This is a genomic window from Sphingopyxis granuli, assembly GCF_001559015.1.
Taxonomy (GTDB): domain Bacteria; phylum Pseudomonadota; class Alphaproteobacteria; order Sphingomonadales; family Sphingomonadaceae; genus Sphingopyxis; species Sphingopyxis granuli.
Map to the genome: position 1 here is coordinate 3325064 of NZ_CP012199.1, position 26614 is coordinate 3351677.

Below are 26614 nucleotides of genomic sequence, written 5' to 3' on the forward strand. Positions count from 1 at the left end.
CGCCGTCATCGCTGCAAGCGGCGGCGTAGCGCGAGGACGTAAATCGCCACCGCCATCGCGGCGAACAGGAACCATTGCACGGCATAGGCAAGGTGGTTGTTCGGCACGTCGGCGCCCGACGGCACCGCGCTCGCGCGCAGGCCCGGCGCGGGCTGGTCGGCGACGAGCATCGCCCGCGCCGGCACCGCCCTGCCCGTCAGATGCTCGATCAGCCCCGGCTGGTCGGGACCGGGGACGATCGTGCCGGCCACAACGCCGCCCTTCCACGCAGGCGGCGTGAAATCGTCGGCGATGCCGACGTCGACGAGAACGCCCGGCCCCTCGGCGCCGGTCCGGCAATCGGCGATCATGCGGATGCCGGTCCGGCCGCGGCGGTCGGTGCCGCTGCGCGGGTCCCAGCGGACGGGTTCGAGGCAGACCACGCTGCTCTTGCGGAACAGCAGCGCGTCGGGAATGGGCGGAAGCTCGGGATAGGCGACGCTCGACGCCATCGCCCCGTTGCGCTCGTAGAGCGCGATCAGCGCCTCCTTCTCCCCCTTGCGCTGGAGTTGCCAGACGCCGAGCGCGATCATCACCGCCACCGCCGCCGCGACCAGCAGCGTCGGGATCAGCGGCCAGCGCCGCGCCGGAGTCGCGGGGTCAGTCATCGCCGTCCTCGGCGCGGCGCCCTTCGGCCGCCTGCCGCTGATGCTCGCTGGCGAGCAGCGCCGCCTTGCCGACGCGCAGGCCATAGAGGACCGCGGCGGCGGTCAGCGGCACCCACAGGAGGATATGCACCCACAGCGGCGGCTCGAAGGCGAAATCGAGGCTGAGCGCCGCGGCGATCAGCAGCGCGCCGATGATCAGCGTCAGGAAGGCCGCCGGCCCGTCGCCGACGTTGTAGCGGCCGTAATCGAGCCCGCAGGCGCGGCATCGCGGCCGGAAGCGCGCCGGCCCCTCGAACAGTCCCGACGCCCCGCATTCGGGGCAGAGACCGAAAAGGGCAGCGCGCCAGAGCGGCGGCTGCCCTTGCTGTTTCGGAGCTTCGCCGGGCAAATCAGTGCGCAGCGACCGGAGCGCCCCAGCCGCCCCAGACATAGACGATGATGAACAGGAACAGCCACACGACGTCGACGAAGTGCCAGTACCAGGCCGCGGCCTCGAAACCGAAATGCTGCTGCGGGGTGAAATCGCCCTTGTAGGTGCGGACGAGGCAGACGATCAGGAAGATCGTCCCGACGAGCACGTGGAAACCGTGGAAGCCGGTCGCCATGTAGAAGGCCGAGCTGTAGTTGATCTCGCCGAAAGCGAAGGGCGCCGCCGAATATTCATAGGCCTGGATCGTCGAGAAGATCGCGCCGAGGATGATCGTCAGCCACAGCCCCTTCTTCAGCCCTTCGCGATCGCCGTGGATCAGCGAATGGTGCGCCCAGGTGATCGTCGTGCCCGAGCAGAGCAGGATCAGCGTGTTGAGCAGCGGCAGCGAGAAGGCGTCGATGACGTGGATGCCCTTTGGCGGCCACTGGGTGATCGCCGCCGCGCCGTCCTGACCGAACAGCGAGCTGACCGCACCGTCCACGATCTCGACCGGCACCGGGAAGAGCGCGAAATCGAACCATGCCCAGAACCAGCCGACGAAAAACATGACTTCGGACGCGATGAACAGGATCATGCCATAGCGCAGGTGAAGCTGGACGACGGGGGTATGATGCCCCTCGTGCGCTTCCTCGATCACCTTGCTCCACCAGCTGAAGAAGGTGACGATGATGCCGAGGATGCCGAGCCAGAACACCCACTTGCCGGACCCGCCGAAATAATCGGTGTGCATCCACATCACGGCGCCGAAGAACATGACGAGCGCCGCCAGCGAGCCGATCATCGGCCAGACGCTGGGATTGACGAGGTGATAATCGTGATGTTTGGCACCAGCCATGTCGCAGTTCCCGTTTATTGCCCCAGCATCGCGATTCCCCATCGCACCGCCGGTCTGGTTATTAGACTCTCGATCGCGGCCTTAGCTCGCCTTTTTGCCCTCGTCCACAGGGTAGAAGGTATAGCTCAGCGTGATTTCCTGAATGTCGCGCGCGTCGACATCGTCCTTGATCTTCGGATCGACGAAGAACAGCACCGGCATGCGAATCCGCTCGCCCGGCTGCAACACCTGTTCGGTGAAGCAGAAGCACTGGATCTTCGTGAAATACTTGCCCGCCTGGTCGGGGGTGACGTTGAAGGTCGCGGTGCCGGTGATCGGATGCGGCGAATTATTCTCGGCGATGAAGATCGCCATGTCGCGCGCGCCGATGCTCACCGTGTCGCGCGGCCGTTCGGGATAGAATTTCCATGGCAGCTTCGGCGAGACGTTGGCGTCGAAGCGCACCGAGATGGTGTCACTGAGCACCTGCGGCTCCTCGGCGGCGGCGGCAGGGTCGTAACGCTGCGTCGTGCCGTTGAAGCCGGTGACGCGGCAGAAGAGATTGTAGAGCGGCACCGCGGCGAAGCCGAGCCCGATCATCATGACCGCAACCAGTCCCGCGAGCATCGCGGTCCGCAGATTCTTGCTGTCCGTCATCCCATTCGCGCCATCGTGATGAAGAAGAAGAGCAGCGCCAGTCCGCCCAGGATCCAGCCGGTCAGATTGGCCCGGCTGCGCTGGCGGCGGCGATATTCGGCCTCGTCGAAAGGCTCTTGCGTCGGTTCGTCTGTCATAGCGGCCACATATGGTCGGCGACGATCGCGCCGAACAGGATGAAAAGATAGGCGACGGAAAAGGCGAAGAGCCGCTTTTCGGGCTGCATCCGGTCGTTTTCGACCGAACGGCGCAATCCGACCTGCGCCGACAATAGCACGAACAGCGCCGACAGGATCGCCGCGGTCCAGCCATAGAGCGCGCCGGCATAGCCGAGCGGCCACGGCGCGACCGCCGCGACGGCCATGATGATCGCATAGAACAGAATCTGCCGCCGCGTCGACGTCTCGCCCGCGACCACGGGCATCATCGGGATGCCCGCCGCGGCATAGTCCGACCGCACGAACAGCGCCAGCGCCCAGAAATGCGGCGGCGTCCACAGGAAGATCAGCAGGAAGAGCAGCACCGGCAGCGGCGCGACATGACCCGTCGCGGCGACCCAGCCGATCAGCGGCGGAAAGGCGCCCGCCGCCCCGCCGATCACGATATTCTGCGGCGTCCGCGGCTTGAGCCACATCGTATAGACGATGACGTAGAAGAGGATCGACACGGTCAGCAGCGCCGCCGCCTGCCAATTGGCGGCGAACAGCATCAGGAACACCGAGAAGGCGGCAAGCCCGACGCCGAACTGTAGCGCCGTCTGCGGATCGAGCCGGCCCGCGGGCAGCGGGCGTCCGGCGGTGCGCTTCATCTTCGCGTCGAGCGCCGCCTCATACCATTGATTGAGCGCCCCCGACGCCCCCGCCCCCAGCGCGATCGCGAGGATCGACGAGAAGGCGAGCACCGGATGGATATGCCCCGGCGCCGCGAGCAGCCCGCACGCCGCCGTGAAGACGACGAGCGACATGACGCGCGGCTTGGTCAGCGCGAACAGATCGCGCCAGTCGGCGGGAAGCGCCGTACCGGCATGGGTCAGGCTGTGCGTCATATCGGACATGCTAACCTTTTCGGTCCGTCATTGCGACCCGGGCGAAAACCGGGGGTCGGCGATCCAGAGTAGCGAAAACTTGCTCTGGACTGCTCCCCCCCGGATCAGGTCCGGGGCTGCGATGACGACTTCGATACGCTCACACATTCCAAAAACCGGCCTTGAAAGAGACGCCCCCTGCCAATGTGGCGGCAGGGGGCAGAACCCGATCAGGCGATACGCGGCAGTTCGTTGAACTGGTGGAAGGGCGGCGGGCTCGACAGCGTCCATTCGAGCGTCGTCGCGCCTTCGCCCCACGGATTGGCGGCGGCCTTCTTGCCCGCGACATAGGCATAGACGATGTTCGCGAAGAAGAAGAGCATCCCGACGGCCATGATCGCATAGCCGATCGACGAGATGTGGTGCCAATAGGTGAAGGCCTCCGCATAGTCGGGATAGCGGCGCGGCATGCCCTGCTGCCCCAGGAAGTGCTGCGGGAAGAACAGGACGTTCACGCCGATGAAGAAGATCCAGAAATGGAGTTGCCCCAGCACTTCGCTGTACATCCGGCCCGACATCTTCGGGAACCAGTAGTAGAAGCCCGCGAAGAGCGAGAAGACCGCGCCCAGCGACAGCACGTAGTGGAAGTGCGCGACGACATAATAGGTGTCGTGCAGGTTGGTGTCGACGCCGCCGTTGGCGAGAACGACGCCGGTCACGCCGCCGACGGTGAACATGAAGATGAAGCCCAGCGCCCAGAGCATCGGCGTCTTGAAGCTGAGCGAGCCGCCCCACATGGTGGCGATCCAGCTGAAGATCTTGATGCCGGTCGGGACCGCGATGACCATCGTCGCCGCGGTGAAATACATCTTCAGGTTGACGCTCATGCCGACGGTGAACATGTGGTGCGCCCACACGATGAAGCCGACGACGCCGATCGCGACCATGGCATAGGCCATGCCGAGATAGCCGAACACCGGCTTGCGGCTGAAGGTCGAGATGACCTGGCTGATGATGCCGAAGCCCGGCAGCACCATGATGTAGACCTCCGGATGGCCGAAGAACCAGAAGAGGTGCTGGTAGAGCACCGGATCGCCGCCGCCCGTCGCGTCATAGAAGGTGGTGCCGAAATTGCGGTCGGTCAGCAGCATGGTGATCGCCGCGGCGAGGACCGGCAGCGACAGCAGCAGCAGGAAGGCGGTGACGAGCACCGACCAGACGAACAGCGGCATCTTGTGGAGCGTCATGCCCGGTGCGCGCATGTTGAAGATGGTGGTGATGAAGTTGATCGCGCCGAGGATCGACGCCGCGCCCGCGAGGTGGACCGAGAAGATCACCATGTCGACCGCCGGGCCGACCGATCCGCTGGTCGACAGCGGCGCATAGAGCGTCCAGCCCGTGCCCGCGCCGAGCCCGCTGCCGCCGGGGACGAACATCGACCCGACGAGCAGGACGAACGCCACCGTGGTCAGCCAGTAGCTGACGTTGTTCATGCGCGGGAAGGCCATGTCGGGCGCGCCGATCATCAGCGGCACGAACCAGTTGCCGAAACCGCCGATGATCGCCGGCATCACCATGAAGAAGATCATGATCAGCCCGTGCGCGGTGATCAGCACGTTCCAGAAATGCTTCGCCTGCGTATCGCCCGCGGCCGGATCGAAGAACTGCGCCCAGCCGTGGAGATACTGGATGCCCGGCTCCGCGAGTTCGAGGCGCATCATCCCCGACATCACGCCGCCGATGATGCCCGCGAAGATCGCGAAGATCAGGTAGAGCGTCCCGATGTCCTTGTGGTTCGTCGAGAGAAACCAGCGGGTGAAGAAACCGGGCACATGATCATGCTCGTCATGCGCATGATCGTGGCCGTGGACGGGTGCAGTCGCTGCGATATCGGTCATCTGTCGGACCCCTTGTCTTAATTCTTGGCTGCCGGAACGGCGGCGGGCGCCGCCGCCGGCGCGGCTTCGGTGGTGGCGGGGACCGGACCGGTCGGCGCCGGCGCGGCCGCGGCGGGCGCCGCGGCTTCGGCGCTGTCGGGGTTACCGCCGCGCGAGCGGACCCACGCCTTCCACTTGTCCATCGGCAGCGCTTCGACCGCGATCGGCATATAGCCGTGATCGACCCCGCACAGTTCCGAGCACTGGCCGTAATAGACGCCCGGCTTGGTCACGGTGAAGGTCGTTTCGTTGGCGCGGCCCGGCACCGCGTCCATCTTGATCCAGAAGGACGGGACCGCAAAGCTGTGGATCACGTCGGCGCCGGTGATGATCAGCTTCACCTGCTGCCCGACGGGAACGACCATGCGGTTGTCGACCGCCAGATGATAGGGTTCGCCCGCGGCCGTCGCCTGCTCGGGTGTCAGCATCTTCGACACATATTCGCCGATGCCCTGGTCGGGATAGGCATAGCCCCAATACCATTGATAGCCGGTGACCTTGACCGTCAGCGCATCCTTCTTCGGCGGTTCGTACTGCGCCGCGAGCAGGCGGATCGACGGTACCGCGATCACCGCGAGGATCAGCACGGGAACCGCGGTCCAGATCACCTCGATGATCGTGTTGTGCGAGGTCTTCGACGGTTCGGGATTGGCGCTGGCGCGATAGCGGACGACCACCCAGAGCAGCAGGCCGAGCACCAGCAGCGAAATGGCGGTGATGACGGGGAGCAGGATGTGGTGGCTGAGGCCATAGGCCTTCTGGCCGAGCACGCTGGCCTGCGGCTGGAAGTTCAGCCCGCCGTCGACCGGCTGTCCGACGCCCGGAACGGGCTTCATCGGCACATAGGTCGCGTCGCCGGCCGGCACCGCGGCCGCGTCCGTCGCGGGCGCCGCCGCGTCGGTCACGGCGGGAGCCGGAGTCGCGACCGGCGTCGCCGCCGGCGCCTCGACCGGTGCGGCGGCGGGAGCCTGCGCCTGCACCACGCCCATGGTGCCGAACGATAAAGCCGCTGCAATTACAAGGGTTTTCAAACTCTTCATAAGAATGGTGCCGCCCGTTGCCTATATTGTTCCCGATATCCAGCCTCGTCCCATCCGACCGCGGATCGCGGATCGCCGATGCCAACGAACGGGCTGAATCTCGCGGGCGCTATAGACCCGCTTGCCGCTTGCCTCAAGCATCTCTAACACTATTTTGCGGCTCGCAAATCTTGGCGACCCCAACCCGCTTCGAAAAAAGCGGGACAACAGGAAGAAAAGACCGTTCTCCCATGACAGACGACGAAATACTGGCCGAGTTCCGCGCTGCCGACGCGCTGTTGCAGGGACATTTCCTGCTCTCCTCCGGCCGCCACAGCGAATATTATCTGCAATGCGCCCGCGTCCTGATGAATAGCGAGCGCGCCGGGCGGCTTGCCTCCGCGCTCGCGGCCAAGCTGCCGCGCGAGCTGCGCCAGGCGACCGACCTCGTCGTGTCGCCGGCGATGGGCGGCGTCATCATCGGCCACGAGATGGGCCGCGCGCTGGGCAAGCCCGCGATCTTCGTCGAGCGTCCGACCGGCACCTTCGAACTGCGCCGCGGCTTCGCCATCGCCCCCGGCACGAAGGTGCTGATGGTCGAGGATGTCGTGACCACCGGCCTGTCGTCGCGCGAGGCGATGGAGGCGGTGCGCGCGGCGGGCGGCGAAGTGCTGGCCGAAGCGGCGCTGGTCGACCGCTCGGCGGGAAGCAACATCGACCTCGGCGTTCCCTTCTATCCGCTCGTCGCGATCAATTTCCCGACCTATGCCGCCGACGACCTGCCGCCCGAGCTGGCGGAAACGCCGGCGATCAAGCCGGGGAGCCGCGCGAATTGAGCGCGTCCCGGTCCGGCCGCCTGCGTCTCGGCGTCAACATCGACCATGTCGCGACGATCCGCAACGCACGCGGCGGCGACCATCCCGATCCGGTGCGCGCGGCGCAGATCGTCGCGGCGGTCGGCGGCGACGGCATCACCGCGCATCTGCGCGAGGACCGGCGCCACATCCGCGACGACGACATCGCCCGCATCCAGGCCGCGACCGACCTGCCGCTCAATCTCGAGATGGCGGCGACCGACGAGATGCTCGCCATCGCGCTGCGCCATGCGCCGCACGCCGCCTGCATCGTTCCCGAAAAGCGCGAGGAGCGTACGACCGAGGGCGGGCTCGACGCGGCGGGGCAGCATAATCATCTCGCGCCAATCGTCGCGCGGCTGGGCGACGCGGGGATTCGCGTCAGCCTGTTCATCGAACCCGACGCGCGCCAGATCGAGGCCGCGATGCGGCTCAAGGCGCCGGTGGTCGAATTCCACACCGGCCGCTATGCCCATGCCGAGCGCGAGGCGCGCGCCGCCGAGCTTCGCCGCCTCGCCGACGCCGCGGCACTCGCGTGGAAGAACGGCATCGAACCGCACGCGGGCCACGGCCTGACCTATGACAATGTCGTCCCCGTCGCCGCGATCCCGCAGATCGCCGAACTCAACATCGGCCACTATCTGATCGGCGAGGCGATCTTCACCGGGCTCGAAAGCGCGGTGCGCCGGATGCGCGAGCTGATGGACGAGGCGCGGGGATAGGATGATGACCACCGTCATTGCCGCGTCGCCTTCGGCTCCTCGCAATGACGGCCCACCGGGGCCGTCATGATCATCGGCCTCGGCTCCGACCTGTGCAGCATAGAACGCATCCAGGCGTCGCTCGACCGCTTCGGCGAGCGCTTCGAAAGGCGCGTCTTCACCGACATCGAGCGCGCCAAGGCGGCGCGCCGTCCCTTCACCCGCGCCGGCACCTACGCCAAGCGCTTCGCGGCCAAGGAAGCCTTCTCGAAAGCCGTCGGGACCGGCTTCAGGCGCGGTGTGTTCATGAAGGACATCGGCGTCGTCAACGCGGCGTCGGGCGCGCCGACGCTGGCGCTCACCGGCGGCGCGGCGGCGCGGCTCGCCGAAATGGTGCCGCCGGGGCATGACGTGCATATCCACCTGACGCTGACCGACGACCATCCCTGGGCGCAGGCCTTCGTCATCATCGAGGCGATCAAGGACCGAGCATGACGAAAGCGCAGAGCAAGGACGAAGGAAGCTGGGGCAAGCTGGTCCGCGACATCGCGGTGATCCTGCTGCTCGTGCTCGGCATCCACAGCTGCGTCGCCAAGCCTTTCTATATCCCGTCCGATTCGATGATGCCGGTGCTGCGCAACGGCGACCGGCTGATCGTCAGCAAATATCCCTATGGCTGGTCCTACGCCTCGGCCAGCTTCCACCTCGCCCCGCGGACGGAGGGCCGCTGGTTCGCGGCCCTGCCCGCGCGCGGCGACATCGTCGTCCTCGAGCATCCCGAGACGCGGATCGACTATATCAAGCGTGTCATCGGCCTCCCCGGCGACACGATCGAGCTGCGCGGCGGCGCGCTGATCATCAACGGGAAGCCGGTGAAGCGCGAAATCCAGCCGATGCTGTCGATCCCGATCGACCCCAACCTGCCCGGCCCCGACAGCGGCCTCGGCCGTTTCGCGACGCGCGATGCGGCGGGCCGGCCGGTGCTCGAACTGCCGATCGTGCGCGAAACGCTGCCCGGCGGCGCCACCTTCGACACGATCGACATGGGCCCCGGCTATGTCACCGACGATTTCGGGCCGATCAAGGTGCCGGCCGACCATCTGTTCCTGATGGGCGACAATCGCGACGGCAGCGCCGACAGCCGCGTGCCGAGCAGCATGAAGGGACTCGGCGGCCCGGTGCCGTTCGAAGCGATCGCCGGCCGCGCCGAAATCATCAGCTTTTCGACCGACGGCACCGCGAAATGGTATAACCCGCTGAGCTGGTTCACCGCACTTCGATCGGGGCGCGCCGGAACCAACCTGCGGCCCGAGCGTGACGGCAGCGCAAACAGGGAGTGACGGGCATGGCGGACAGCAAGACTCGGGGCGAAGCCCCCGGCCCCACCGATATCCGCAACCAGCTCGTCCGCACCGAAATGCTCAAGGCCAGCGTATGGCTGGGTCTCGCCCTGCTGATCGGCGCCTGCATCATCCTGATCCAGCCGATCCTGCTGATCTTCGCGGGGATCGTGATGGCATCGATGCTCGACGGCGGCGCGCGCCTGCTCGGCCGCGTGCTGCCGATCGCGCGCAGCTGGCGACTGCTGATCGTCTGCCTCGGCATCGTCGCCTTCATGGCGTGGGCGATCCTGTTCGCGGGCTCGCAGATCGCCGACCAGGCCGCCGCGCTGCAGCAGGTGGTGATGGCGCAGATCGACCGCGTCGCCGCCTGGGCGAGCGAGCACGGCATGGGCAATCTGGAGATCGACACCAAGACGGTCACCGACAATCTGGCCGGAACCGTCGGCCGCGTCACCGCGGCGCTGGGCACCGTCTTCGGCGCGCTCACCAGCCTGGTGATGATCATGGTGCTCGGCATCTTCCTCGCGATCGAGCCGCGGCTCTACGAACGCGGCGTGGCGTGGATGCTGCCGATGAAGGCGCGCGAGGATTTCTACATCACCACCGCGCGCATGGGCTTCACGCTGCGCCGGCTGATGGCGGGGCGGCTGCTCGGCATGGTGGTCGAAGGGATCGGGACATGGCTTGCCTGTCTGGCGGTCGGCATTCCAATGGCGGTTCTGATGGGTCTGCTGACCGGCCTGCTCGCCTTCATTCCCAACATCGGCGCGATCGTCTCGGGCGTGCTGCTCGTCCTCGTCGGCTTTTCGGCGGGCGTCGATACCGGGCTGTGGGCGATTGCCATCTATTTCTTCGTCCAGACGGTCGACGGCTATCTGATCGTCCCGATGGTCGCGAAACAGACGGTCGACCTCGCGCCCGCTCTGGTGCTGGCAGCGCAGATCCTGCTCGGCACGCTGCTCGGCATCCTCGGCCTGTTCCTCGCCGACCCGATCGTCGCGATGATCAAGGTCGCGCTCGAACGCGAGGCGGAGCGCAATGCCGGCTCGCAGGCCGGTAACAAGAAGGCGGCGACGGGCTCCTGAAGCGCGAGCCTATGGGAATGAATAGCCATCGCTCCCGCGGACGCGGGGCGCGAAACGTCACACGACGCCGACGCACTTTCGTTACCGGGGACAGCGTGGCCAAATCCGCAATCGCTGAAATGGCCTTGGGGATGGATTCCACACACTTCCATCTTGTCATCTCCGCGAAAGCGGGGATCCAGAGCGGGCGTCGGCTAACCTTTCTCTGGGTTCCCGCTTTCGCAGGAACGACGAAGTAAGAAACGAGAATGGTGAAATCCGGTCGGCATCAGACGACCGAATCGATCCACGCCGCCCGGAGCCGGATTGTCCGGACAAGTCACGCCGTGACCCCGCGCAGGCGCACGCGCGGCTATTCTCTCAAAAAATTTCCCACATTACCGCCGAATGGCTCATTCGCTTTGCGGACATATGCGGCTCCCTCTCACAGGGAAGGCCTTTCGGCACGCACGCGCCGGGTGCGTTTCGCCCGCCGGGGAACGAAACAAGGGGGTACGTAGCGTGACTTTTGTATACTTTGGAATAATATTACACGCTCGCTAAGCCCGCCCGGCGGAGCGCATTCGCCGTCCCGAACGAGCCCGGCCGCGCCCTTACTGCTGCGGCGCGGGCGCCGGGGCGCCGGGGACACCGGGAGCGCCGCCTTGCTGCATCATCTGTTGCTGCTGCATCATCTGCTGCATCGCGCGCACTTCGGCCTCGGTGCGGAAGTCGATCAGTTCGACGTCGAAATGCAGCGTGCTGTTCGCGGGAATCGGCCCGACGGCGCGGTCGCCGTACCCGAGCGCGGGCGGGATGCTGATCTTGTACTTGCCGCCCTTCTGCATGCGGGTCAGCGCCTCCGAAAAGCCGGGGACGACCTGCGCCACCTGCATCGGCGCCTGCTCGTTCGAATCGAAGACGGTTCCGTCATCGAGCTTGCCCTCATATTTGACGAGCACGACATCGCTGATCGTCGGGCTGGGGCCGGTGCCCGCCTTCACCACCTCGAACCCGATGCGCGGCGTCGCGGAGAAGGCGAAGGCCGTGCCGACCGCGAGCAGCACCGCCAGCCCGATCCACAACAGCCAGAGCCCGCCCTTGCTCACCGGGCGCAATGGAACCGCAGTCACGCTCATCTTCTCATCCTTCCCCTACCCCGGTGTCGGGGCGAAAATATCGCGTCGCCTATAGGCGGAGCGACGCGGAAGGGTCCAGAGGCAATATGCGTCGCTTATGCACCGGCCATGCTGACAAGTTGGCGTATATGCCCTCGGACAAGCGAGGGATTGTACCCCGGCGAAAGCCGGGGTCCAGATGGCGTCGTGCAACCTCGCGTGGCCCCCGGCTTCCGCCGGGGAACGGTTATGTGTTGGAAAGAGAAAGTCGCCAGACAAGACCAAAAGGGGCGTAAGGGCGCGCGCCCCCCGCACGTCGCGCCCAACGAAAAAGGGCGCCGCGTTGCCGCAGCGCCCTTTTCTCGAATCAGGATCCCGGACGGGAAACGGACTTACTTGATGCCGTCGCGTTCCATCCGCTTGCGCTCCATCTTGCGGGCGCGGCGGACGGCGGCGGCGCGTTCGCGCGCGCGCTTCTCGCTGGGCTTTTCATAGTGACGGCGCAGCTTCATCTCGCGATACACGCCCTCCCGCTGCAGCTTCTTCTTGAGCGCGCGAAGGGCCTGGTCGACATTATTGTCGCGAACGATGATCTGCATACGCCGTGTCGTCTCCTGTTCGTCCAAACGGTTCTGGCGCCGGATAGAATGCCGGTATGCCGTGACCGCCGATATTCGGGCAATAAAAAGAGCGCCGCGACACCGCGACGTTCGGATGCAGCGCCCCTAAAGAGATTCGCGCCCAAATGCAAGCCCCGACGCGGCAGCCCGGCCGCCGTTCGCGCGCGGCCGGGATTGTGCCCCGCCCCGCGCCTGTGGCATAGGTAGCAGGACGAAACCCAAAGCAGAAAGAGGATCAGGCCATGGCGACCCAGCTCAAGCGCAACAGCAAGTACAGCGAAGCCGAGTGGACGGCGCGGCAGGAACTCGCCGCCTGTTACCGCATCTTCGCGATGATGGGCTGGGACGAGATGATCTTCAACCACATCACGGTGAAGCTGCCCGACGAGGACGGCAGCTATCTGATCAACCCCTATGGCATGCATTTCAGCGAGGTCACCGCGTCGAGCCTGATCAAGATCGACATCGACGGCAACAAGGTCGACGCCGACAATCCGTGGCACGTCAACAAGGCGGGTTTCGTCCAGCACAGCCTGTTCCACCGCGCGCTGCCCGACGCGCATGCGATCATCCACACCCACACCACCGCGACGATGGCGGTCTGCTCGCTCGAAGGCGGGCTGCAGCCGACCAATTTCTATGCCTGCAACTATATGGGCCAGATCGCCTATCACGACTTCGAGGGTATCACGGTGCGCGAAGAGGAAGGCGAGCGCCTGCTCGAGCATCTGGGCGACAAGCGCATCCTGATGCTGAAGAATCACGGCCCCGTCGTGATGGGCCGCACCCTTCCCGAGGCGTTCATCAAATATTGGGCGCTCCAGCGCGCGTGCGAAATCCAGCTTGCGACGATGAGCATGGGCAAGCCGGTGCTGATCGGCGACGACGTCGTGAAGGTCCACCAGCGCGACCTTTACCAGGCGCAGATTCCGGGCGGCGCCGGCAAGGCCGAATTCGACGCGATGGTGCGCAAGGTCGACAAGATCGACACGAGCTGGCGTGACTAATCCGTACCTTTCGCTATTGCGGATCGCATGACGAAATTCTCGGTCAACGACCGTCCGGTCGAATATCGCATGGACCCCGAAACGCCCCTGCTGTGGGCGCTGCGCGATGCGTCGAACCTGACCGGGACCAAATATGGCTGCGGCACCGGTGATTGCGGCGCCTGCACCGTCGACATCGACGGCGAGGCGATCCGCAGTTGCCTGGTCACCATCGCCGAATGCGAGGGGCGCTTCGTTACCACCATCGAAGGCCTGTCGCGCGATCGCAGTCATCCGGTCCAGCAGGCCTGGGTCGCCGAGCAGGTGCCGCAATGCGGCTTTTGCCAGTCGGGGATGGTCATGACCGCCGCGGCGCTGCTCCGCAAGAACAGCAACCCCGGCGATGCGGAGATCGACGCGGCGATGACCAACATCTGCCGCTGCGGCACCTATCCGCGCATCCGCGCCGCGATCCGCCTCGCCGGACGAGTGCTGCGCGGCGAGGAACGGATCGCCGCGGCGCCGCCCCCCGGCATCCGACCCGAGGATGCCGCGCGCGCCATTCCCGCGCTGCGTCCCCCGCCGGGACGCTGACCCGCAAGCTGAACCGCAGGCAACATCACGGTTCAGCGGTGACTCATCTTGTCCGCGGTAACTTTCGATTCATCTTCCCGGCTGGCCCCTCCAGCATGCGGGACATGAGTTGGAGAATGGCGAGATGAAGAATTGGATCGGAGGGTTGCTGATCGCCGCGACGATGCTGACCCCCATCGCCCCCGCCGCCGCGCAGGCGCGCGACGGCCATCAGTGGAGCCAGCGCGGTAGCAGCGGCGATCGCGGCGCGCGTAGTGCCGGCCCCCGCGGCGAAGCGCGCGGCCAGCGTCAGCAGGCCCCGCGCCCGCAGATGCGCCAGCAGCAGCCGGTTCAGCCGCGCGCCGAGCGCAGTCAGCGCTGGAACGGGCAACAGCAACGTCCGCAGCAGCAGCAACGCCAGCAATGGCAGCGCCCGCAGCAGCGCACCGAAGCACCGCGGAGCGACACGCAGCGCCAGCGCGGCACCACCTATGACCGGAGCCGTGACAGCCGCACCGATCGCCAGTGGGACCGCAACCGCAATGGGCAGGTCGACCGTCGCTCGGACCGCAATCGCAGCGGCACTGTCGACCGCCGTTGGGACCGCCGCAACGACAATCGCATCGACCGGCGGAACGACCGCAATCGCGTCGCCGACCGCCGCTACCGTGACAACCGGTCCGGCAACAACTGGAACCGCAGCTGGCGCGACGATCGCCGCTACGACTGGCGCAGCTATCGCGATCGCAACCGCAGCTATTACCGGATGCCGCGCTATTATAATCCGTATCGCGGACGCAACTACACCCGGTTCAGCATCGGCTTCACGCTCGGGTCGCTGTTCTACAGCCAGCGCTACTGGATCAACGATCCCGGCTATTATCGCCTGCCGCCCGCCTACGGCCCCTACCGCTGGGTCCGCTATTATGACGACGCGCTGCTCGTCGATACCTATTCGGGCGAGGTGGTCGACGTCATCTACGACTTCTTCTGGTAATATTCCTTTCGGTTACCGGAAGCTCCCTGAAGGGCCGGCTCTTGCGCCGGCCCTTCTTTTATGCGCATTCCCCATTATCGCGCCGCGTCGTCACGGCCGGAAAGACAGGGGAAACACTATGCGCAAACTGGGCCTGGTCGCCGCAGCAACATGCGCGCTGATGAGCAGCGCCGCCATCGCCAAGACCACCGTCATCTATGCCGGCCATGTCATCACCGACGTCGCCCAGCCGGCACAGGGACCGTCGACCGTCATCGTCACCGACGACCGCATCACCTCGATCGCGCCCGGCCGCGTCGACGCGCCTGCGGATGCCGAGATCGTCGACCTCGGCGACAAGACCTTGCTTCCCGGCCTGATCGACCTGCACGTCCACCTGACCGGCGATCCCGGCGGCGATTATCGCTCGGAAGCCGTCGAACCTGACGAATGGGGCGTCGTGGTCGGCGAAAAGAATGCGCGGATCACGCTGCGCGCCGGCTTCACCACCGTCCGCGAGGCGGGATCGGCGCAATATACCGCCTTCGCGCTGCGCCGCGGCACCGCCGAAGGCCTGATCGAGGGGCCGCGCATCGTCGCCGCCGGTCCGGCGCTCGCAATCATCGGCGGACATGGCGACGTCACCGGCTTTCGCGAGGATATCCACGCGGTGCTCGACCAGGGCTATACCTGCACCGGCGCGGTCGAGTGCGCCGAAAAGGTCCGCAAGGCGTCGCGGGCGGGCGCCGATGTCATCAAGATCACCGCGACGGGCGGCGTGCTGTCGCAGCAGGGCCGCGGGCTCGGCGCCCATTTCTCGAATGCCGAGATGGAGAGCATCGCCGAAACGGCTCATTCGCTTGGATTGAAGGTGATGGCGCATGCGCACGGCGCGCGCGGCATCGAATCGGCGGCGGCCGCGGGAATCGACAGTATCGAGCACGGCACCTTCGCCGACGAGGCGGCGCTGAAGGTCATGAAGGCGAAGGGCACCTATATGGTTCCGACGCTGATGGCGTTCGAGGGTATCCGCGAGCGGCTGGGCAAGGGCATCTATACGCCGACGGTCGAAGCGAAGGTGCGGATGACGCTGAACGACGTCGGCAAGGCAATGGCGCGCGCGAAAGCGCTGGGCGTTCCGATCGCCTTCGGCACCGACGCCGGCGTTTTCGAGCATGGCCGCAATGCCCACGAGTTCGCGCTGCTCGTCGAGCATGGCCTGACGCCGCGCGAGGCGCTGGCGAGCGCGACCACCGTCGCCGCGCGCCTGTTGTCGATGGAGAATGAGATCGGCCGCCTCGCCCCCGGCATGTCGGCCGACATGATCGCCGTGTCGGGCGATCCGCTGAGCGACGTGACGACGCTCGAAAAGGTCGATTGGGTGATGACGCGCGGGCGGATCGCCGGCTGACCGGCGGTCAGGCCGCGCGCTCGACCCGTCCCGATCCTTCGCCCGCCGGGCGCGGCTGACCGATCAGCCGCGCCGTCTCGACCGCTTCGGCGAAGCGGACGCCGACGCGATTCGCATCCGACCAGCGCGCCTCGGCCTCGATCGTCAGGTCGGGGCCGAATTCGAGGGTCAGCGGGGTTCCTTCGGGTACATTCCACAGTCCCTCGACCAGCGCGCCGCGTGACGAGACATTGCGGACGATGGCGTCGTAATCATGGCCGCCGCTGTGGACGCGAATGGTACGGAAGGTCCGCAGCCGCGTTTCCCGCACGCTCTTGAACCCCTGCGCGACGACCTGGCCCCCGCCGGCATCGAGAAGTGCAAGCACCTCGTCGACATCGATCGGCTTGCCATAGATATAGCCCTGGACATGGCTGCATCCGAGGCCGCGGATCAGCGCGAGGTCATCGTGCGTCTCGACTCCCTCGGCGGTCGTTTCCATGCCCAGCGCATCGGCAAGGCTGACGATCGACGCGATGATCGCCGCATTCATGCTGCTCTTGTCGGCGGCGCCGAGCACGAAGCTCTGGTCGATCTTGATCTTGTCGAACGGCGCTTTCTTCAGATAGCCGAGCGCCGAATAACCGGTGCCGAAATCATCGAGCGCAAGGCGCACCCCGGTGCGCTTGAGCCGCTGGAACATCTCCAGATTCTCGGGGCTTTCGTCGAGGAATATCCCCTCGGTGATTTCCAGTTCGAGCTGTTCGGGGCGAATGCCCGACGCCGACAATGCACTCATCACCGTCGCGGGCAGCTTTTCATTGGCGAATTGCCGCGGCGAAACGTTGACCGCGATGCGATAATCGGGGCCGAGCCGTGCGATCGTGTCGCAGGCGGTGCGGATGATCCACTCGCCGATCGGAACGATCAGGTTCGAATCCTCGGCGATGGGGATGAATTTCGACGGGCTGACGACATTTCCCGTGTCGCGGCGCCAGCGGATCAGCGCCTCGAAGCCCGAGATGCGCTCGCTCTTCACATCGACGATCGGCTGATAAAGCAGCGCCAGTTCGTCGCGCGCCAGTGCCTCGCGCAGCGAATCCTCGATCGCTTTCCGCTCGCTCGCCTGATCGTGCATCGCGTCGGCATAGAAACGATAGACGCCGCGCCCCGCATCCTTTGCGGCATAGAGCGCAAGGTCGGCGTTGCGGACGAGCGACGAGGCGGAAATGCCCCGCCCTTCCGATACCGCGATGCCGATCGACGATCCGATGCGCACCTGCTCGCCCTCGATGGCGAAGGGCTTGGCGAGGCTGAGGATGATCGCGTTGGCGATGCCGGCGAGCTTTTCGGGCTGGACCATCTGCGGCAGCACGATCTGGAACTCGTCGCCGCCCAGACGGCCGACCTGGCCCCTGTCGCCGACGATCTGGGTCAGCCGCCCCGCCACCTGCTGCAGAAGCTGATCGCCGACCGGATGGCCCAGCGTGTCGTTGACCGCCTTGAAACGATCGAGGTCCATCAGCAGCAGCGCGCAGGGTTGAGGCTGGCCGACGTGATTGCGGAGCGCGCGTTCTAGCAGGTCGGCGATATGCCGCCGGTTGGCGAGCCCGGTGAGCGTATCGTAGCGCGCGAGTTGATTGATCTCGCGCTCCGACCGCTTCATCTCGGTCAGGTCGGTACCGCTGCCGCGGAACCCCTGGAAATTGCCAAGTTCGTTGCTGATCGGATTGCCCGAGATCGACCACCAGCGCTCCTCGCCCGGCACCGCCGCCTGCACCGTCAGTTCCTTGAACGGCGTGCGCGACGACAGGCTGAAGCCGAGCGTGCGTTCTTCGCTTTCATCGTTGCCGAGCCGGCGGCGGATGATGTCGGTGAAAGGCCGGCCGAGCAGGTCGCCGAGCGGTCGGCCGAGCTTCGCCGCGACCGTCGGCGAGATATAGACGAGCTGGCCGTGGCGGTCGGTTTCCCAGAACCAGCCGCGCCCCGCCCTTTCGAAATCGCGCACGAGGCCCAGCGCGCGCTGCTGTTCGCTGACCGCCAGACGGGCTGCACGCGTCGCGCGGCGCTGGTGCCGGATATCCTCACGCATCATCACGATGAGCAGGCCGAGAAAGACGAGGCCCGCGATCGCGAAGGGCCACGACGCGGCGCCGAGCGCGCCGCCGAGCGCGCTGGCGCCGGCGAAGGCGAAGAAAGCGGGCCGCGCGATCGCCGCGGCCGAGGCGGCGACGAGGATCGAGCCCGCCTGGATCGCCAGGACGGCGTCGAACCAGCCGGCGGGATCGGGCGCCGCAATCTCGGCAAAGGTCGATGCGGAGGTGAGCAGGCTTCCTGCGGCAAGCAGGCCCAGGCACAGCGGGACGGTCAGCCGCGGGTCGGGCAGCGCCGCGACCCGACGGCTGCGTGCGACCTGACCGATCACCGTCAACGCAAGGTCGCACAGCAATCCCGCCGCCATCGGCGCCCAATGCAGCGGCGACGCCAGAAAGGGCGACGGGCCGGGAAAGAAGGCGAAGGCGAAGAAGCCGAGCGAACGCGCGATCAGCACATAGTGCCAGAGCTGCGCGACCCGCATCAGCCGCGCCACGAAGTCGGGCGAATCGAACAGCGACACATCCGCGGACGCTTCGCCGGTGGCCGGCCGTGTGATGATGCGTTTCGCCCCCAAGATCGTGTCATTCCTGCTGGAAGGGATCACCGCCCCTCTTTCAGAAAGGGGTTTCCAAATCCTTAGTCGGACCCAGCGAAACTCCTGATTTTGTGCCAGAATGGACGATGTTCCGTTTCATGGCGAAACTTGTTAGGATCGGCCCATGCCTGCCGTCCGCCTGCTGCCGCCCGACCGCTTTTTCGACCGCGCGCAATGGTCTGCCATCACGCGCGTCTCGGCGTGGCGGGGGCCGTGGCTCGTCGCGCATGCGTGGATCGTCAGCATCGCCGCGGTGGGGCTTGCCGCCTGGGCGCAGAACCCGGTCGGCTGGCTGCTGGCGATCATCCTCGTCGGTGGACGCCAGCTCGGCCTCGCGATCCTGATGCACGAGGCGGCGCACGGACTGCTCCACCCCAAGCGCAAGGTGAACAATTTCCTTGGTCAGTGGCTGACCGGCGCCGCGACCGGATCGGACCTGTTCGCCTATCGCACCTACCACCTCCAGCACCACAAGTTCACCCAGCAGGCCGAGGATCCCGACCTGTCGCTGTCGAAGCCGTTTCCGACGACGCGCGCCAGCCTGTGGCGCAAGGTGGTCCGCGACCTGACCGGGCAGACCTTCCTCAAGCAGCGCACCGCGCAGTTCCGCTTTGCGCTCGTCGGGCTCAGGGCGATGCTGCGCGGCGAAGGCGGCGCGAAAGGATCTGGCGGAACGCGCGCCGGAACACCCTTCAACCGGCAGTCCGACGACGGCATGACGGCGCCGACGATCGACGCCGCCGGCGCGATGGCGGTGACGCGCGCGGTCGGCCGGTTCCTGCTCGTGCAGGCGGTGCTGCTCGCCGCGTCGCTGATCCTCTATGGCTGGACCCCGTGGCTGCTGTGGACGCTGAGCCTCGCGACGACCTTCCAGCTTTACTTGCGCATCCGCAACATCGCCGAACATGCCTGCACGACGACGGGCAGCGACGATCCCTTCACCCATGCACGCACCACCCATGCCGGCTGGATCGCGCGCGCCACCGTGGCGCCCTATTGGGTCAATTACCACGCCGAGCACCATCTGTTCATGGGCGTGCCCTGCTATCGCCTGCCCGCAGTCCATGCGATGCTGGGAGAAGCCGGGCGGCACGAGGCGATGACGATCGCACCGCATTACCGCGCGGTGCTGCGTCAGGTCACCGCGAAGGGCTGACCGGGCGCGCCCCTCGCCCCCTATTGCTGGACAAAGCGCTGGCCGGCGCGGTCCTTCACGGTCGTCGCGGGGTCGAAGATCATGCCGTTCATCGCGATATAGACACCCGGCGGCAGCGTCTGCACCGCGGCGAGCGCGAAGCCGACGTTGAATTCGGCGTCGCTCGCGCGCACCGAGGCGGGCTGCATCGCGCCGGTCATCACGATCGTCTTGCCGGGGATTCCCGCCAGCACCCGCCCGGTCAGGACCATGGTATCGGTGCCGTGGGTGACGAGGATGCGCGCCGCGTCGCTCGCCGCCACCGCTACGCGGATCGCCTCGCGGTCGGCATCGTCCAGTTCGAGACTGTCCTTGCGCATCAGCTGCGTCACGCGGTGCGGGACATGGACGTTATTCTCGCGCAGCATGTCGGGGATCGCCGCGGGCCCGATCTGGAATTCGGACAAGGCGTCGAAATAGACCTTGTCGATCGTTCCGCCGGTGGTGAAGATGTCGATCATATAAGGCCCGCCTCAAAAACAAGGGTCGATTACGCCAAAGCCTCCGCGATCAGCCGCCGGGTGTTGGCGATGCCGAACAGCGCGATGAAGCTGCCCATGCGCGGCCCGGCGCTCGACCCAAGCAGCGTCTCGTAGAGCGCCTTGAACCATTCGCGCAGGTTTTCAAAGCCATAGGTCTCGTCCTTGCCAATCTCGTAGACGATGTTCTGGATGTCGTCCGCGGCGGTATCGGCGGGCAGCGCGGCGAGCCGCGCGTCGAGTTCGGCCAGCGCCGCCGCCTCGCCGCCGCGCGGCTTGCGGCGCTGGAGCGTCGGCGCGACATAGTCGCGGTTGTAGGCCATCGCATTGTCGATCAGCCGGTCGAGCTCGGGCCAGGTCGCCGCGTCCGCCCCCGCGACATATTGGCCGAGGTAGCGCCAGATCTGCTCCTTCGACGCATCGGCGCCCATCACCCCGACGAGGTTGAGGAGCAGGCCGAAGCTTACCGGCAGTTCGGTCGCGGGCACAGCCTCGCCGCGCGCGGCGTGGACGTGATGCACCGGGTTGCCGAGCTTCTTGTCCGGTTCCTGCGCCGGGTAATTGCCGCGCATCTGGAGATATTCGTCGATCGCCTTGGGGATCACGCCGATGTGGAGCTGTTTCGCCGCCTTGGGTTCGCGATAGGCATAGAAAGCGAGGCTTTCCTCGCTGCCATAGGTCAGCCATTGCTCGATCGACAGGCCGTTGCCCTTCGACTTCGAAATCTTCTCGCCCTTTTCGTCGAGGAACATCTCGTAGATCAGCCCCTCGGGCTTGCGGCCGCCGAGCGCCCGCGCGATCTTGCCCGACTGGACGCCGCTGTCGGTCAGGTCCTTGCCGTACATCTCGTAATCGACGCCGAGCGCGACCCAGCGCATCGCCCAGTCGACCTTCCATTGCAGCTTGGCACCGCCCGACAGGATGCTGTGGGTGATTACAGTCCCCCCGTCCTCGAACGACACCAGCCCCGAGTCGGCGTCGACCACCGTCACCGGAACCTGGAGCACGACGCCCGAGGTCGGGCTGATCGGCAGCACCGGCGAATAGGTCGCCGCACGCTCGGCGCGCAGCGTCGGCAGCATGATCGCCATGATCGCGTCATAGTGGCGCAGGACATTCTTCAGCGCGTCGTCAAACGCCCCGGACCGATAGCGTTCGGTCGAGCTGACGAATTCGTAATCGAAGCCGAAACGATCGAGAAAGTCGCGCAGCATCGCATTGTTATAATGCGCGAAACTTTCATATTTGCCGAACGGGTCGGGAATGGCGGTGAGCGGCTTGCCCAGATGTTCGCGCAGCATTTCCTGCTGCGGGACATTGTCGGGCACCTTGCGCAGGCCGTCCATGTCGTCGCTGAACGCCACCAGCCGGGTCGGCGCAGGCACTCCGGATTCATTGGCGGTCAGCGTCTGATAGGCGCGGCGGACCATCGTCGTGCGCAGCACCTCGTTGAAGGTCCCGATATGCGGCAGCCCCGACGGGCCATAGCCAGTTTCGAAGACGACGGGCTCGCTCCCCGGCTTGCCGTCCGGATAGCGTTTGACCAGCTTGCGCGCTTCCTCGAACGGCCAGGCCTTTGAGGTTAGCGCGGGTTCGCGCAGCGACGGATGGAGATGAAAGTCGGTCATGGCGCGCCCATAGCGGCAACGGGCGCCCAAGGGAAGAAGGGCGGATTTCCGCGCAACTTCACAGTGGAAACGCATAGGCGACCACGCCGATCGTCGTTTAAAGCCGCAAAGGCTCCGCTCGCGCAGTGCATTTTAGTGGCCTTTGTGGCTTTAGGCGGCGCCTCTCCTGCCGAAGGGCAAATGGCGAATGGGGGCGCATCTCCCAGCATGAAGCACGGCGGCGCAATGTGGACAGAGCGTTTTTTGCGTTTCGCGACCGATGAGCGTTACCGGAATATTTACCATGACCGGCCTAGCCTTTCGGCATGACCAGCACCCCGCCCCGCCCCCGCGCGCACAAGCGCACCCCGGTCTCCATCGAGGTGATCGTCAACGGCGTTCTGAACCATGTCGAGGGGCGGATCGTCGACCTGTCCGAAGGCGGCGCGCGGATCGATGGCGCCAGCCTGCCCGAACGATCGCGCTGCGAAATCCATTATGCGGGACAGGTCGTCTATGCGGTGGTGATGTGGTCGGAATGGGACCGCATGGGCGTGCGCTTTCCCTATGAACTGACGCAGGGCCCGCTCCATGCCGCGCTCGAACGCGCACGCGGCGCGGCCGCGATCCCGGCGACGCCGGTCTTCCTGAGCAACCGCGCGATCGGTTTCGGGCGACGCGGAGTGAGTTGAGGCGCGGGGCGGTTTTATCCATCCCTGCTTTGTCATGCTGAACTTGTCTGGCAATTATTCCCTTTGGACAGATGCAGTTCCCCGGCGAAAGCCGGGGTCCACGGGGGGCAGTCCATGCCAATCTGGACCCCGGCTTTCGCCGGGGAACAAGCTCTATACGTGGAGGGCGCACCTCTTACCTGTCTGAAGGATATATACGCCGAACAAGTTCAGGTGACGAATAGCGAGGGATATCGCCGAAGAGCACCGCCCCTTGCCGCGTTCCTCTTTTGTCCTTAGCTTGGCGCGATGGCGCCCGCCTCTCTCTCCCTGCCCGCGATCCATGCGAGCCATGTCGGAATCTGGCTGTCCGATACCGCGGGGCGGGTGCAGCGCGTCGGGCGCGGCGAGGCGATGGCGGCGGTGGCGGGAACGCCGCACCTGCTGCTTGGCGCGACGCTGACCGGCGACCGGCTCGGCTATCCCGAGCTGTCGGGGCTCGACCTGCTCGAACTGTTCGCTTTCCTTCACCCCGCGCGCTTCGCGGTGCCGACGCCGGCGGGCATCGCCGCCGCGCTCGGCCTGCCCGCGGCGCAGCGCGAGGATGAGGTCGCGGCCTTTCTGCCGCAGGCGGCGGCGGCGATGCTCGCCTGCCTCGACGATCCCGACTGGCCCGAGCGCGAGGGGGCGTGGCACGCGCTGCAAGCGCTGACGCGCCAACGCTGGCCGTGGGCGCCGCTGATCCAGCCGCGCCTCGCCGCACCCGACCGCGCCGACCGCTGGCTGTTCGCCCGCCTGCCCGAATGGGAGGAGCAGCCGCCGCGCGCTCAGCCGCGACAGGTGGTGCTCGATCCGGCGAACGTCGCGGCGCGGCTCGACCGGCTGACCGGCGACGGCGCCGAGAAACGGCCGGGGCAGCAGGATTATGCACGCGCGGCGACGGCGATCTTCGCCCCGCGCGAACGCCGCGACACGCCGCAGATGCTGGTGGCCGAGGCGGGTACCGGGATCGGCAAGACGCTGGGCTATCTCGCCCCCGCGAAGCAGTGGATCGACGAGTCGGCGGGCAGCGTCTGCATCTCGACCTACACCAAGGCGCTGCAGCGCCAACTCGCGCGCGAGACCGAGAAACTCTATCCCGACGCGCGCGCGCACCGCGAGAAGGTGGTGGTGCGCAAAGGGCGCGAGAATTACCTCTGCCTGCTCAATCTGGAGGACGCGCTGCAGGGCGGTTTTTCGGGGCGCGCAGCGGTGCTGGCGCAACTCGTCGCGCGCTGGGCCGCCTATACGCGCGACGGCGACATGATCGGCGGCGACCTGCCCGGCTGGCTTCCCGCGCTGTTCCGCCGCAACGGCGCGACGGCGCTCACCGACCGGCGCGGCGAATGCATCTATGCCGGGTGCCCGCATTTCCGCAAATGCTTCATTGAGCGCTCGACGCGCGCGGCGGCGCAAGCCGACATCGTGATCGCCAACCACGCGCTGACCATGGTGCAGGCGGCGCGGCCGCGAGACGGCGGCGCCCCGGCGACGCGGTTGATCTTCGACGAGGGTCATCATCTGTGGGATGCCGCCGATTCGATGTTCGCGGTCGCGCTGACCGGGCAGGAAGCGATCGAAATCCGCCGCTGGATCATGGGCCCCGAAGGCAAGGCGCGCGGCCGCCGGCGCGGGCTCGCCGCGCGGCTCGCCGATGTCGCGAGCTATGACGAGGCCGGCGAGCGCGCGATCCAGGCGGCAATCGCGGCCGCCGCCGAACTGCCCGGCGACGGTTGGCTCGCGCGGCTGGCAGAGAATGCCCCGTGGGGGGCGATCGAACGGCTGCTCGCCGCGGTGCGCGGACAGGTCTATGCGCGCGGCGCCGATCCGAAGCAGGCCGACAGCGGCTATGGGCTGGAGACCGAGCTTGCCGACCCCGACCCCGAGCTGGTGACGGCCGCCGCCGCCGCGAGCGACGCGGTCGAGGCATTGCTGCGCCCGCTGATGGCGCTCGGCAAGCGGCTCGACGCGCTGGTCGAGGACCCGCCCGACTGGCTCGACGGACAGGCGCGGGCGCGTGTCGACGGGGCGCGGCACAGCCTGGGGACGCGGATCGACACGCTCGGCGCGTGGCTGGCGCTGCTCGGGCGCGTCGGCGGCCCCGCCGACCCCGATTTCGTCGATTGGCTCGCGGTCGAGCGGTTCGACGGGCGCGAATATGACTGCGGACTGCATCGCCACTGGCTCGACCCCGCGAGGCCGGTCGCGGAAATCGTCTATCGCCCCGCGCAGGGCGTGCTCGTCACGTCGGCGACGCTGCGCGGCAACGGCCACGCGGCCGACGACTGGAGCGACGCCGACATCCGCACCGGCGCGCGCCATCTGGACGGAGGCGTGACGCATTTCGCGGTTCCCAGCCCGTTCGACTATGCACGCCAGTCGGAGGTGCTGATCGCCACCGACATCGCGCGCGGCGACCTGCCCGCGCTCGCGGGCGCCTACAGCCGGCTGATCGAGGCGGCGGGCGGCGGCGCGCTGGGGCTGTTCAGCGCGATCCGGCGGCTGCGCATCGTCCATGCGCGCATCGCCGACCGGCTGGCGCGCGCCGGGCTGCCGCTGTTCGCGCAGCATGTCGATCCGCTCGACACCGGGACGCTGGTCGATATCTTCCGCGCCGACCCGCACGCCTCGCTGCTCGGCACCGACGCCCTGCGCGACGGGGTCGACGTGCCCGGCGATTCGCTGCGGCTGGTGGTCATGGAAGGTGTGCCCTGGCCGCGCCCGACGATCCTGCATGCCGCGCGCCGCGCGGCGCAGGGCGGCAGCGCCTATGACGACCGGGTGATCCGCGCGCGCATCGCGCAGGCCTTTGGCCGGCTGATCCGCCGCAGCGACGATTTCGGCCAGTTCGTGATGCTGTCGCCGAGCTTTCCCTCACGGCTGCTGAGCGCCTTTCCCGACGGAACGCCGATCCGCCGCCTGCCGCTCGACGAGGTGGTCAATCGCGTCGCCGCCGCGAATGTCGAGCGGCGAAAAAGCGCCTATGCCGCCTTTTCACCGTCCTGAGTTTGCGGCACAAGGCGGCGGATTCGCGGGGGACAGGTGCCCGAGCGTCCGGGGGAGAGATTTTGAAGAGTTTGACCATCCTGCGCCACGCCAAATCGGGCTGGGACGCCGCCGTCGAGCGCGACTTCGATCGTCCGATCAACGCCCGCGGCGCACGCGGGGCCGAACTGATCGGCCAATATGCTAAGCGGCAGGCATGGCCGATCGACCGGATCGTCGCCTCCCCCGCGGTGCGCGTCGCCGAGACGCTCGCCATCTTCCAGCCCGCCGCGGGGCTCGACCGAATCGAACCGCACTGGGACCGGCGCATCTACCTTGCCTCGGCGGCGACGCTGATCGACGTGCTGCGCGACACCGGCGGCGATGCAGAGCATCTGCTGATCAGCGGGCACAATCCGGGGCTGGAGGACCTGATCCTGATGCTCGTTCCCGAAGCGCCCGACGACGCTCAGCGCGCGCTGGTCGAGGAGAAGTTCCCGACCTGCGCCCTTGCGCGGATGGACCTCGATATCGCCGAGTGGAGCGACCTCGACGTCAATCAGGCGCGCCTTGCGGCGCTCATCCGTCCGCGCGACCTCGACCCCGCGCTGGCGCCGGCGATGGACGATGACTGAGCCGCAACCGCTCGCTTCCAAAGCTTCGTCACCCCGGACTTGATCCGGGGTCCACTCACGCAGCGCCGAGAGAATGGACCCCGGATCAAGTCCGGGGTGACGGGGAAAGATAGGCTGCGTGGTCACCGCGAAGGCGGATGCCGTTGCCAGCCTTACGC

26 protein-coding genes are annotated in these 26614 nt (G+C 66.8%); 13 read left to right on the forward strand and 13 right to left on the reverse strand.

Features of this window, described 5'->3' with window-relative positions:
* Positions 1-5: 5 nt before the first annotated feature.
* The 8 genes from SGRAN_RS15170 to coxB form a co-directional block, all read right to left on the reverse strand.
* Positions 6-647 carry an SURF1 family protein gene (locus SGRAN_RS15170; RefSeq protein ID WP_067185033.1) on the reverse strand — a complete coding sequence of 214 codons (642 nt, stop codon included), beginning with the start codon at positions 645-647 and terminating at the stop codon, positions 6-8.
* The gene (locus tag SGRAN_RS15175) at positions 640-1035 is read right to left on the reverse strand and encodes a DUF983 domain-containing protein (RefSeq protein WP_067185036.1); all 396 of its coding nucleotides are present in this window, start codon (positions 1033-1035) and stop codon (positions 640-642) included. The genes SGRAN_RS15170 and SGRAN_RS15175 overlap by 8 nt, the downstream gene beginning before the upstream one ends.
* A gap of 1 nt (position 1036) precedes the next feature.
* A complete protein-coding gene (locus SGRAN_RS15180; RefSeq protein ID WP_067108880.1) occupies positions 1037-1912 on the reverse strand; it encodes a cytochrome c oxidase subunit 3 in 876 nt (291 codons plus the stop codon).
* An 81-nt stretch (positions 1913-1993) separates the two neighbouring features.
* Entirely contained in the window at positions 1994-2548 is a 555-nt protein-coding gene (locus SGRAN_RS15185; protein WP_067185038.1) for a cytochrome c oxidase assembly protein, read from the reverse strand.
* Positions 2545-2685: a hypothetical protein gene (locus SGRAN_RS22630; protein ID WP_169799671.1), complete on the reverse strand. Its 141-nt coding sequence runs from the start codon at positions 2683-2685 to the stop codon at positions 2545-2547. Before SGRAN_RS22630 ends, SGRAN_RS15185 begins: the two co-directional genes overlap by 4 nt.
* Positions 2682-3593, reverse strand: coding sequence for a heme o synthase (locus SGRAN_RS15190; RefSeq protein WP_067187114.1), 912 nt, complete (start codon positions 3591-3593; stop codon positions 2682-2684). The genes SGRAN_RS22630 and SGRAN_RS15190 overlap by 4 nt, the downstream gene beginning before the upstream one ends.
* 209 nt (positions 3594-3802) lie before the next feature.
* Positions 3803-5470: a cytochrome c oxidase subunit I gene (ctaD, locus tag SGRAN_RS15195; RefSeq protein ID WP_067108883.1), complete on the reverse strand. Its 1668-nt coding sequence runs from the start codon at positions 5468-5470 to the stop codon at positions 3803-3805.
* A 17-nt stretch (positions 5471-5487) separates the two neighbouring features.
* Entirely contained in the window at positions 5488-6549 is a 1062-nt protein-coding gene (gene coxB, locus SGRAN_RS15200) for a cytochrome c oxidase subunit II (protein ID WP_067185041.1), read from the reverse strand.
* A 230-nt stretch (positions 6550-6779) separates the two neighbouring features.
* On the opposite strand from coxB, the gene pyrE reads away from it, so the two are divergent.
* The 5 genes from pyrE to SGRAN_RS15225 all read left to right on the forward strand — a co-directional run bounded on the left by pyrE (position 6780) and on the right by SGRAN_RS15225 (position 10511).
* Positions 6780-7364: an orotate phosphoribosyltransferase gene (gene pyrE, locus SGRAN_RS15205; RefSeq protein WP_067108887.1), complete on the forward strand. Its 585-nt coding sequence runs from the start codon at positions 6780-6782 to the stop codon at positions 7362-7364.
* Positions 7361-8104, forward strand: coding sequence for a pyridoxine 5'-phosphate synthase (locus SGRAN_RS15210; RefSeq protein ID WP_067185043.1), 744 nt, complete (start codon positions 7361-7363; stop codon positions 8102-8104). The genes pyrE and SGRAN_RS15210 overlap by 4 nt, the downstream gene beginning before the upstream one ends.
* Before the next feature lie 66 nt (positions 8105-8170).
* Positions 8171-8578, forward strand: a complete 408-nt coding sequence (gene acpS / locus SGRAN_RS15215; RefSeq protein ID WP_067185045.1) for a holo-ACP synthase — start codon at positions 8171-8173, stop codon at positions 8576-8578.
* Positions 8575-9423: a signal peptidase I gene (gene lepB, locus SGRAN_RS15220; protein WP_067185047.1), complete on the forward strand. Its 849-nt coding sequence runs from the start codon at positions 8575-8577 to the stop codon at positions 9421-9423. The genes acpS and lepB overlap by 4 nt, the downstream gene beginning before the upstream one ends.
* Before the next feature lie 5 nt (positions 9424-9428).
* Entirely contained in the window at positions 9429-10511 is a 1083-nt protein-coding gene (locus tag SGRAN_RS15225) for an AI-2E family transporter (protein WP_067185050.1), read from the forward strand.
* Between the two features lie 593 nt (positions 10512-11104).
* On the opposite strand, the gene SGRAN_RS15230 is transcribed toward SGRAN_RS15225, so the two are convergent.
* Both SGRAN_RS15230 and rpsU read right to left on the reverse strand, forming a co-directional pair.
* Entirely contained in the window at positions 11105-11629 is a 525-nt protein-coding gene (locus SGRAN_RS15230) for an FKBP-type peptidyl-prolyl cis-trans isomerase (RefSeq protein WP_067185053.1), read from the reverse strand.
* 371 nt (positions 11630-12000) lie between these two features.
* Positions 12001-12207, reverse strand: a complete 207-nt coding sequence (gene rpsU, locus SGRAN_RS15235; protein WP_003047635.1) for a 30S ribosomal protein S21 — start codon at positions 12205-12207, stop codon at positions 12001-12003.
* Positions 12208-12470: 263 nt separating this feature from the next.
* Here rpsU and SGRAN_RS15240 point away from each other — a divergent pair, with 263 nt between their 5' ends.
* The 4 genes from SGRAN_RS15240 to SGRAN_RS15255 all read left to right on the forward strand — a co-directional run bounded on the left by SGRAN_RS15240 (position 12471) and on the right by SGRAN_RS15255 (position 16174).
* Positions 12471-13235 (forward strand): class II aldolase/adducin family protein, encoded by a 765-nt coding sequence (locus tag SGRAN_RS15240; protein WP_067185055.1) that lies wholly within the window; start codon positions 12471-12473, stop codon positions 13233-13235.
* A gap of 27 nt (positions 13236-13262) precedes the next feature.
* Positions 13263-13808, forward strand: a complete 546-nt coding sequence (locus tag SGRAN_RS15245; protein ID WP_067185059.1) for a (2Fe-2S)-binding protein — start codon at positions 13263-13265, stop codon at positions 13806-13808.
* 124 nt (positions 13809-13932) lie between these two features.
* Positions 13933-14784 carry an RcnB family protein gene (locus tag SGRAN_RS15250; protein WP_082737461.1) on the forward strand — a complete coding sequence of 284 codons (852 nt, stop codon included), beginning with the start codon at positions 13933-13935 and terminating at the stop codon, positions 14782-14784.
* 118 nt (positions 14785-14902) lie between these two features.
* Positions 14903-16174, forward strand: a complete 1272-nt coding sequence (locus SGRAN_RS15255) for a metal-dependent hydrolase family protein (protein ID WP_067185064.1) — start codon at positions 14903-14905, stop codon at positions 16172-16174.
* 7 nt (positions 16175-16181) lie between these two features.
* Here the strand turns inward: SGRAN_RS15255 and SGRAN_RS15260 are convergent, their stop codons facing one another.
* Positions 16182-18824, reverse strand: a complete 2643-nt coding sequence (locus tag SGRAN_RS15260) for an EAL domain-containing protein (RefSeq protein WP_067185066.1) — start codon at positions 18822-18824, stop codon at positions 16182-16184.
* Between the two features lie 145 nt (positions 18825-18969).
* On the opposite strand from SGRAN_RS15260, the gene SGRAN_RS15265 reads away from it, so the two are divergent.
* Positions 18970-20001 (forward strand): fatty acid desaturase family protein, encoded by a 1032-nt coding sequence (locus SGRAN_RS15265; protein WP_067185068.1) that lies wholly within the window; start codon positions 18970-18972, stop codon positions 19999-20001.
* A gap of 20 nt (positions 20002-20021) precedes the next feature.
* On the opposite strand, the gene SGRAN_RS15270 is transcribed toward SGRAN_RS15265, so the two are convergent.
* Together SGRAN_RS15270 and SGRAN_RS15275 are read right to left on the reverse strand one after the other, a co-directional pair.
* Positions 20022-20501 carry an asparaginase domain-containing protein gene (locus SGRAN_RS15270; RefSeq protein WP_067185071.1) on the reverse strand — a complete coding sequence of 160 codons (480 nt, stop codon included), beginning with the start codon at positions 20499-20501 and terminating at the stop codon, positions 20022-20024.
* Positions 20502-20530: 29 nt separating this feature from the next.
* Positions 20531-22147: a lysine--tRNA ligase gene (locus tag SGRAN_RS15275; protein WP_067185073.1), complete on the reverse strand. Its 1617-nt coding sequence runs from the start codon at positions 22145-22147 to the stop codon at positions 20531-20533.
* A gap of 305 nt (positions 22148-22452) precedes the next feature.
* Between SGRAN_RS15275 and SGRAN_RS15280 the strand changes: the two genes are divergently transcribed.
* The 3 genes from SGRAN_RS15280 to SGRAN_RS15290 all read left to right on the forward strand — a co-directional run bounded on the left by SGRAN_RS15280 (position 22453) and on the right by SGRAN_RS15290 (position 26456).
* Positions 22453-22818 carry a PilZ domain-containing protein gene (locus SGRAN_RS15280; protein WP_067185075.1) on the forward strand — a complete coding sequence of 122 codons (366 nt, stop codon included), beginning with the start codon at positions 22453-22455 and terminating at the stop codon, positions 22816-22818.
* 288 nt (positions 22819-23106) lie between these two features.
* Positions 23107-25842, forward strand: coding sequence for an ATP-dependent DNA helicase (locus tag SGRAN_RS15285; protein WP_067185078.1), 2736 nt, complete (start codon positions 23107-23109; stop codon positions 25840-25842).
* A gap of 62 nt (positions 25843-25904) precedes the next feature.
* Entirely contained in the window at positions 25905-26456 is a 552-nt protein-coding gene (locus SGRAN_RS15290; RefSeq protein ID WP_067185079.1) for a SixA phosphatase family protein, read from the forward strand.
* Positions 26457-26614: the final 158 nt, after the last annotated feature.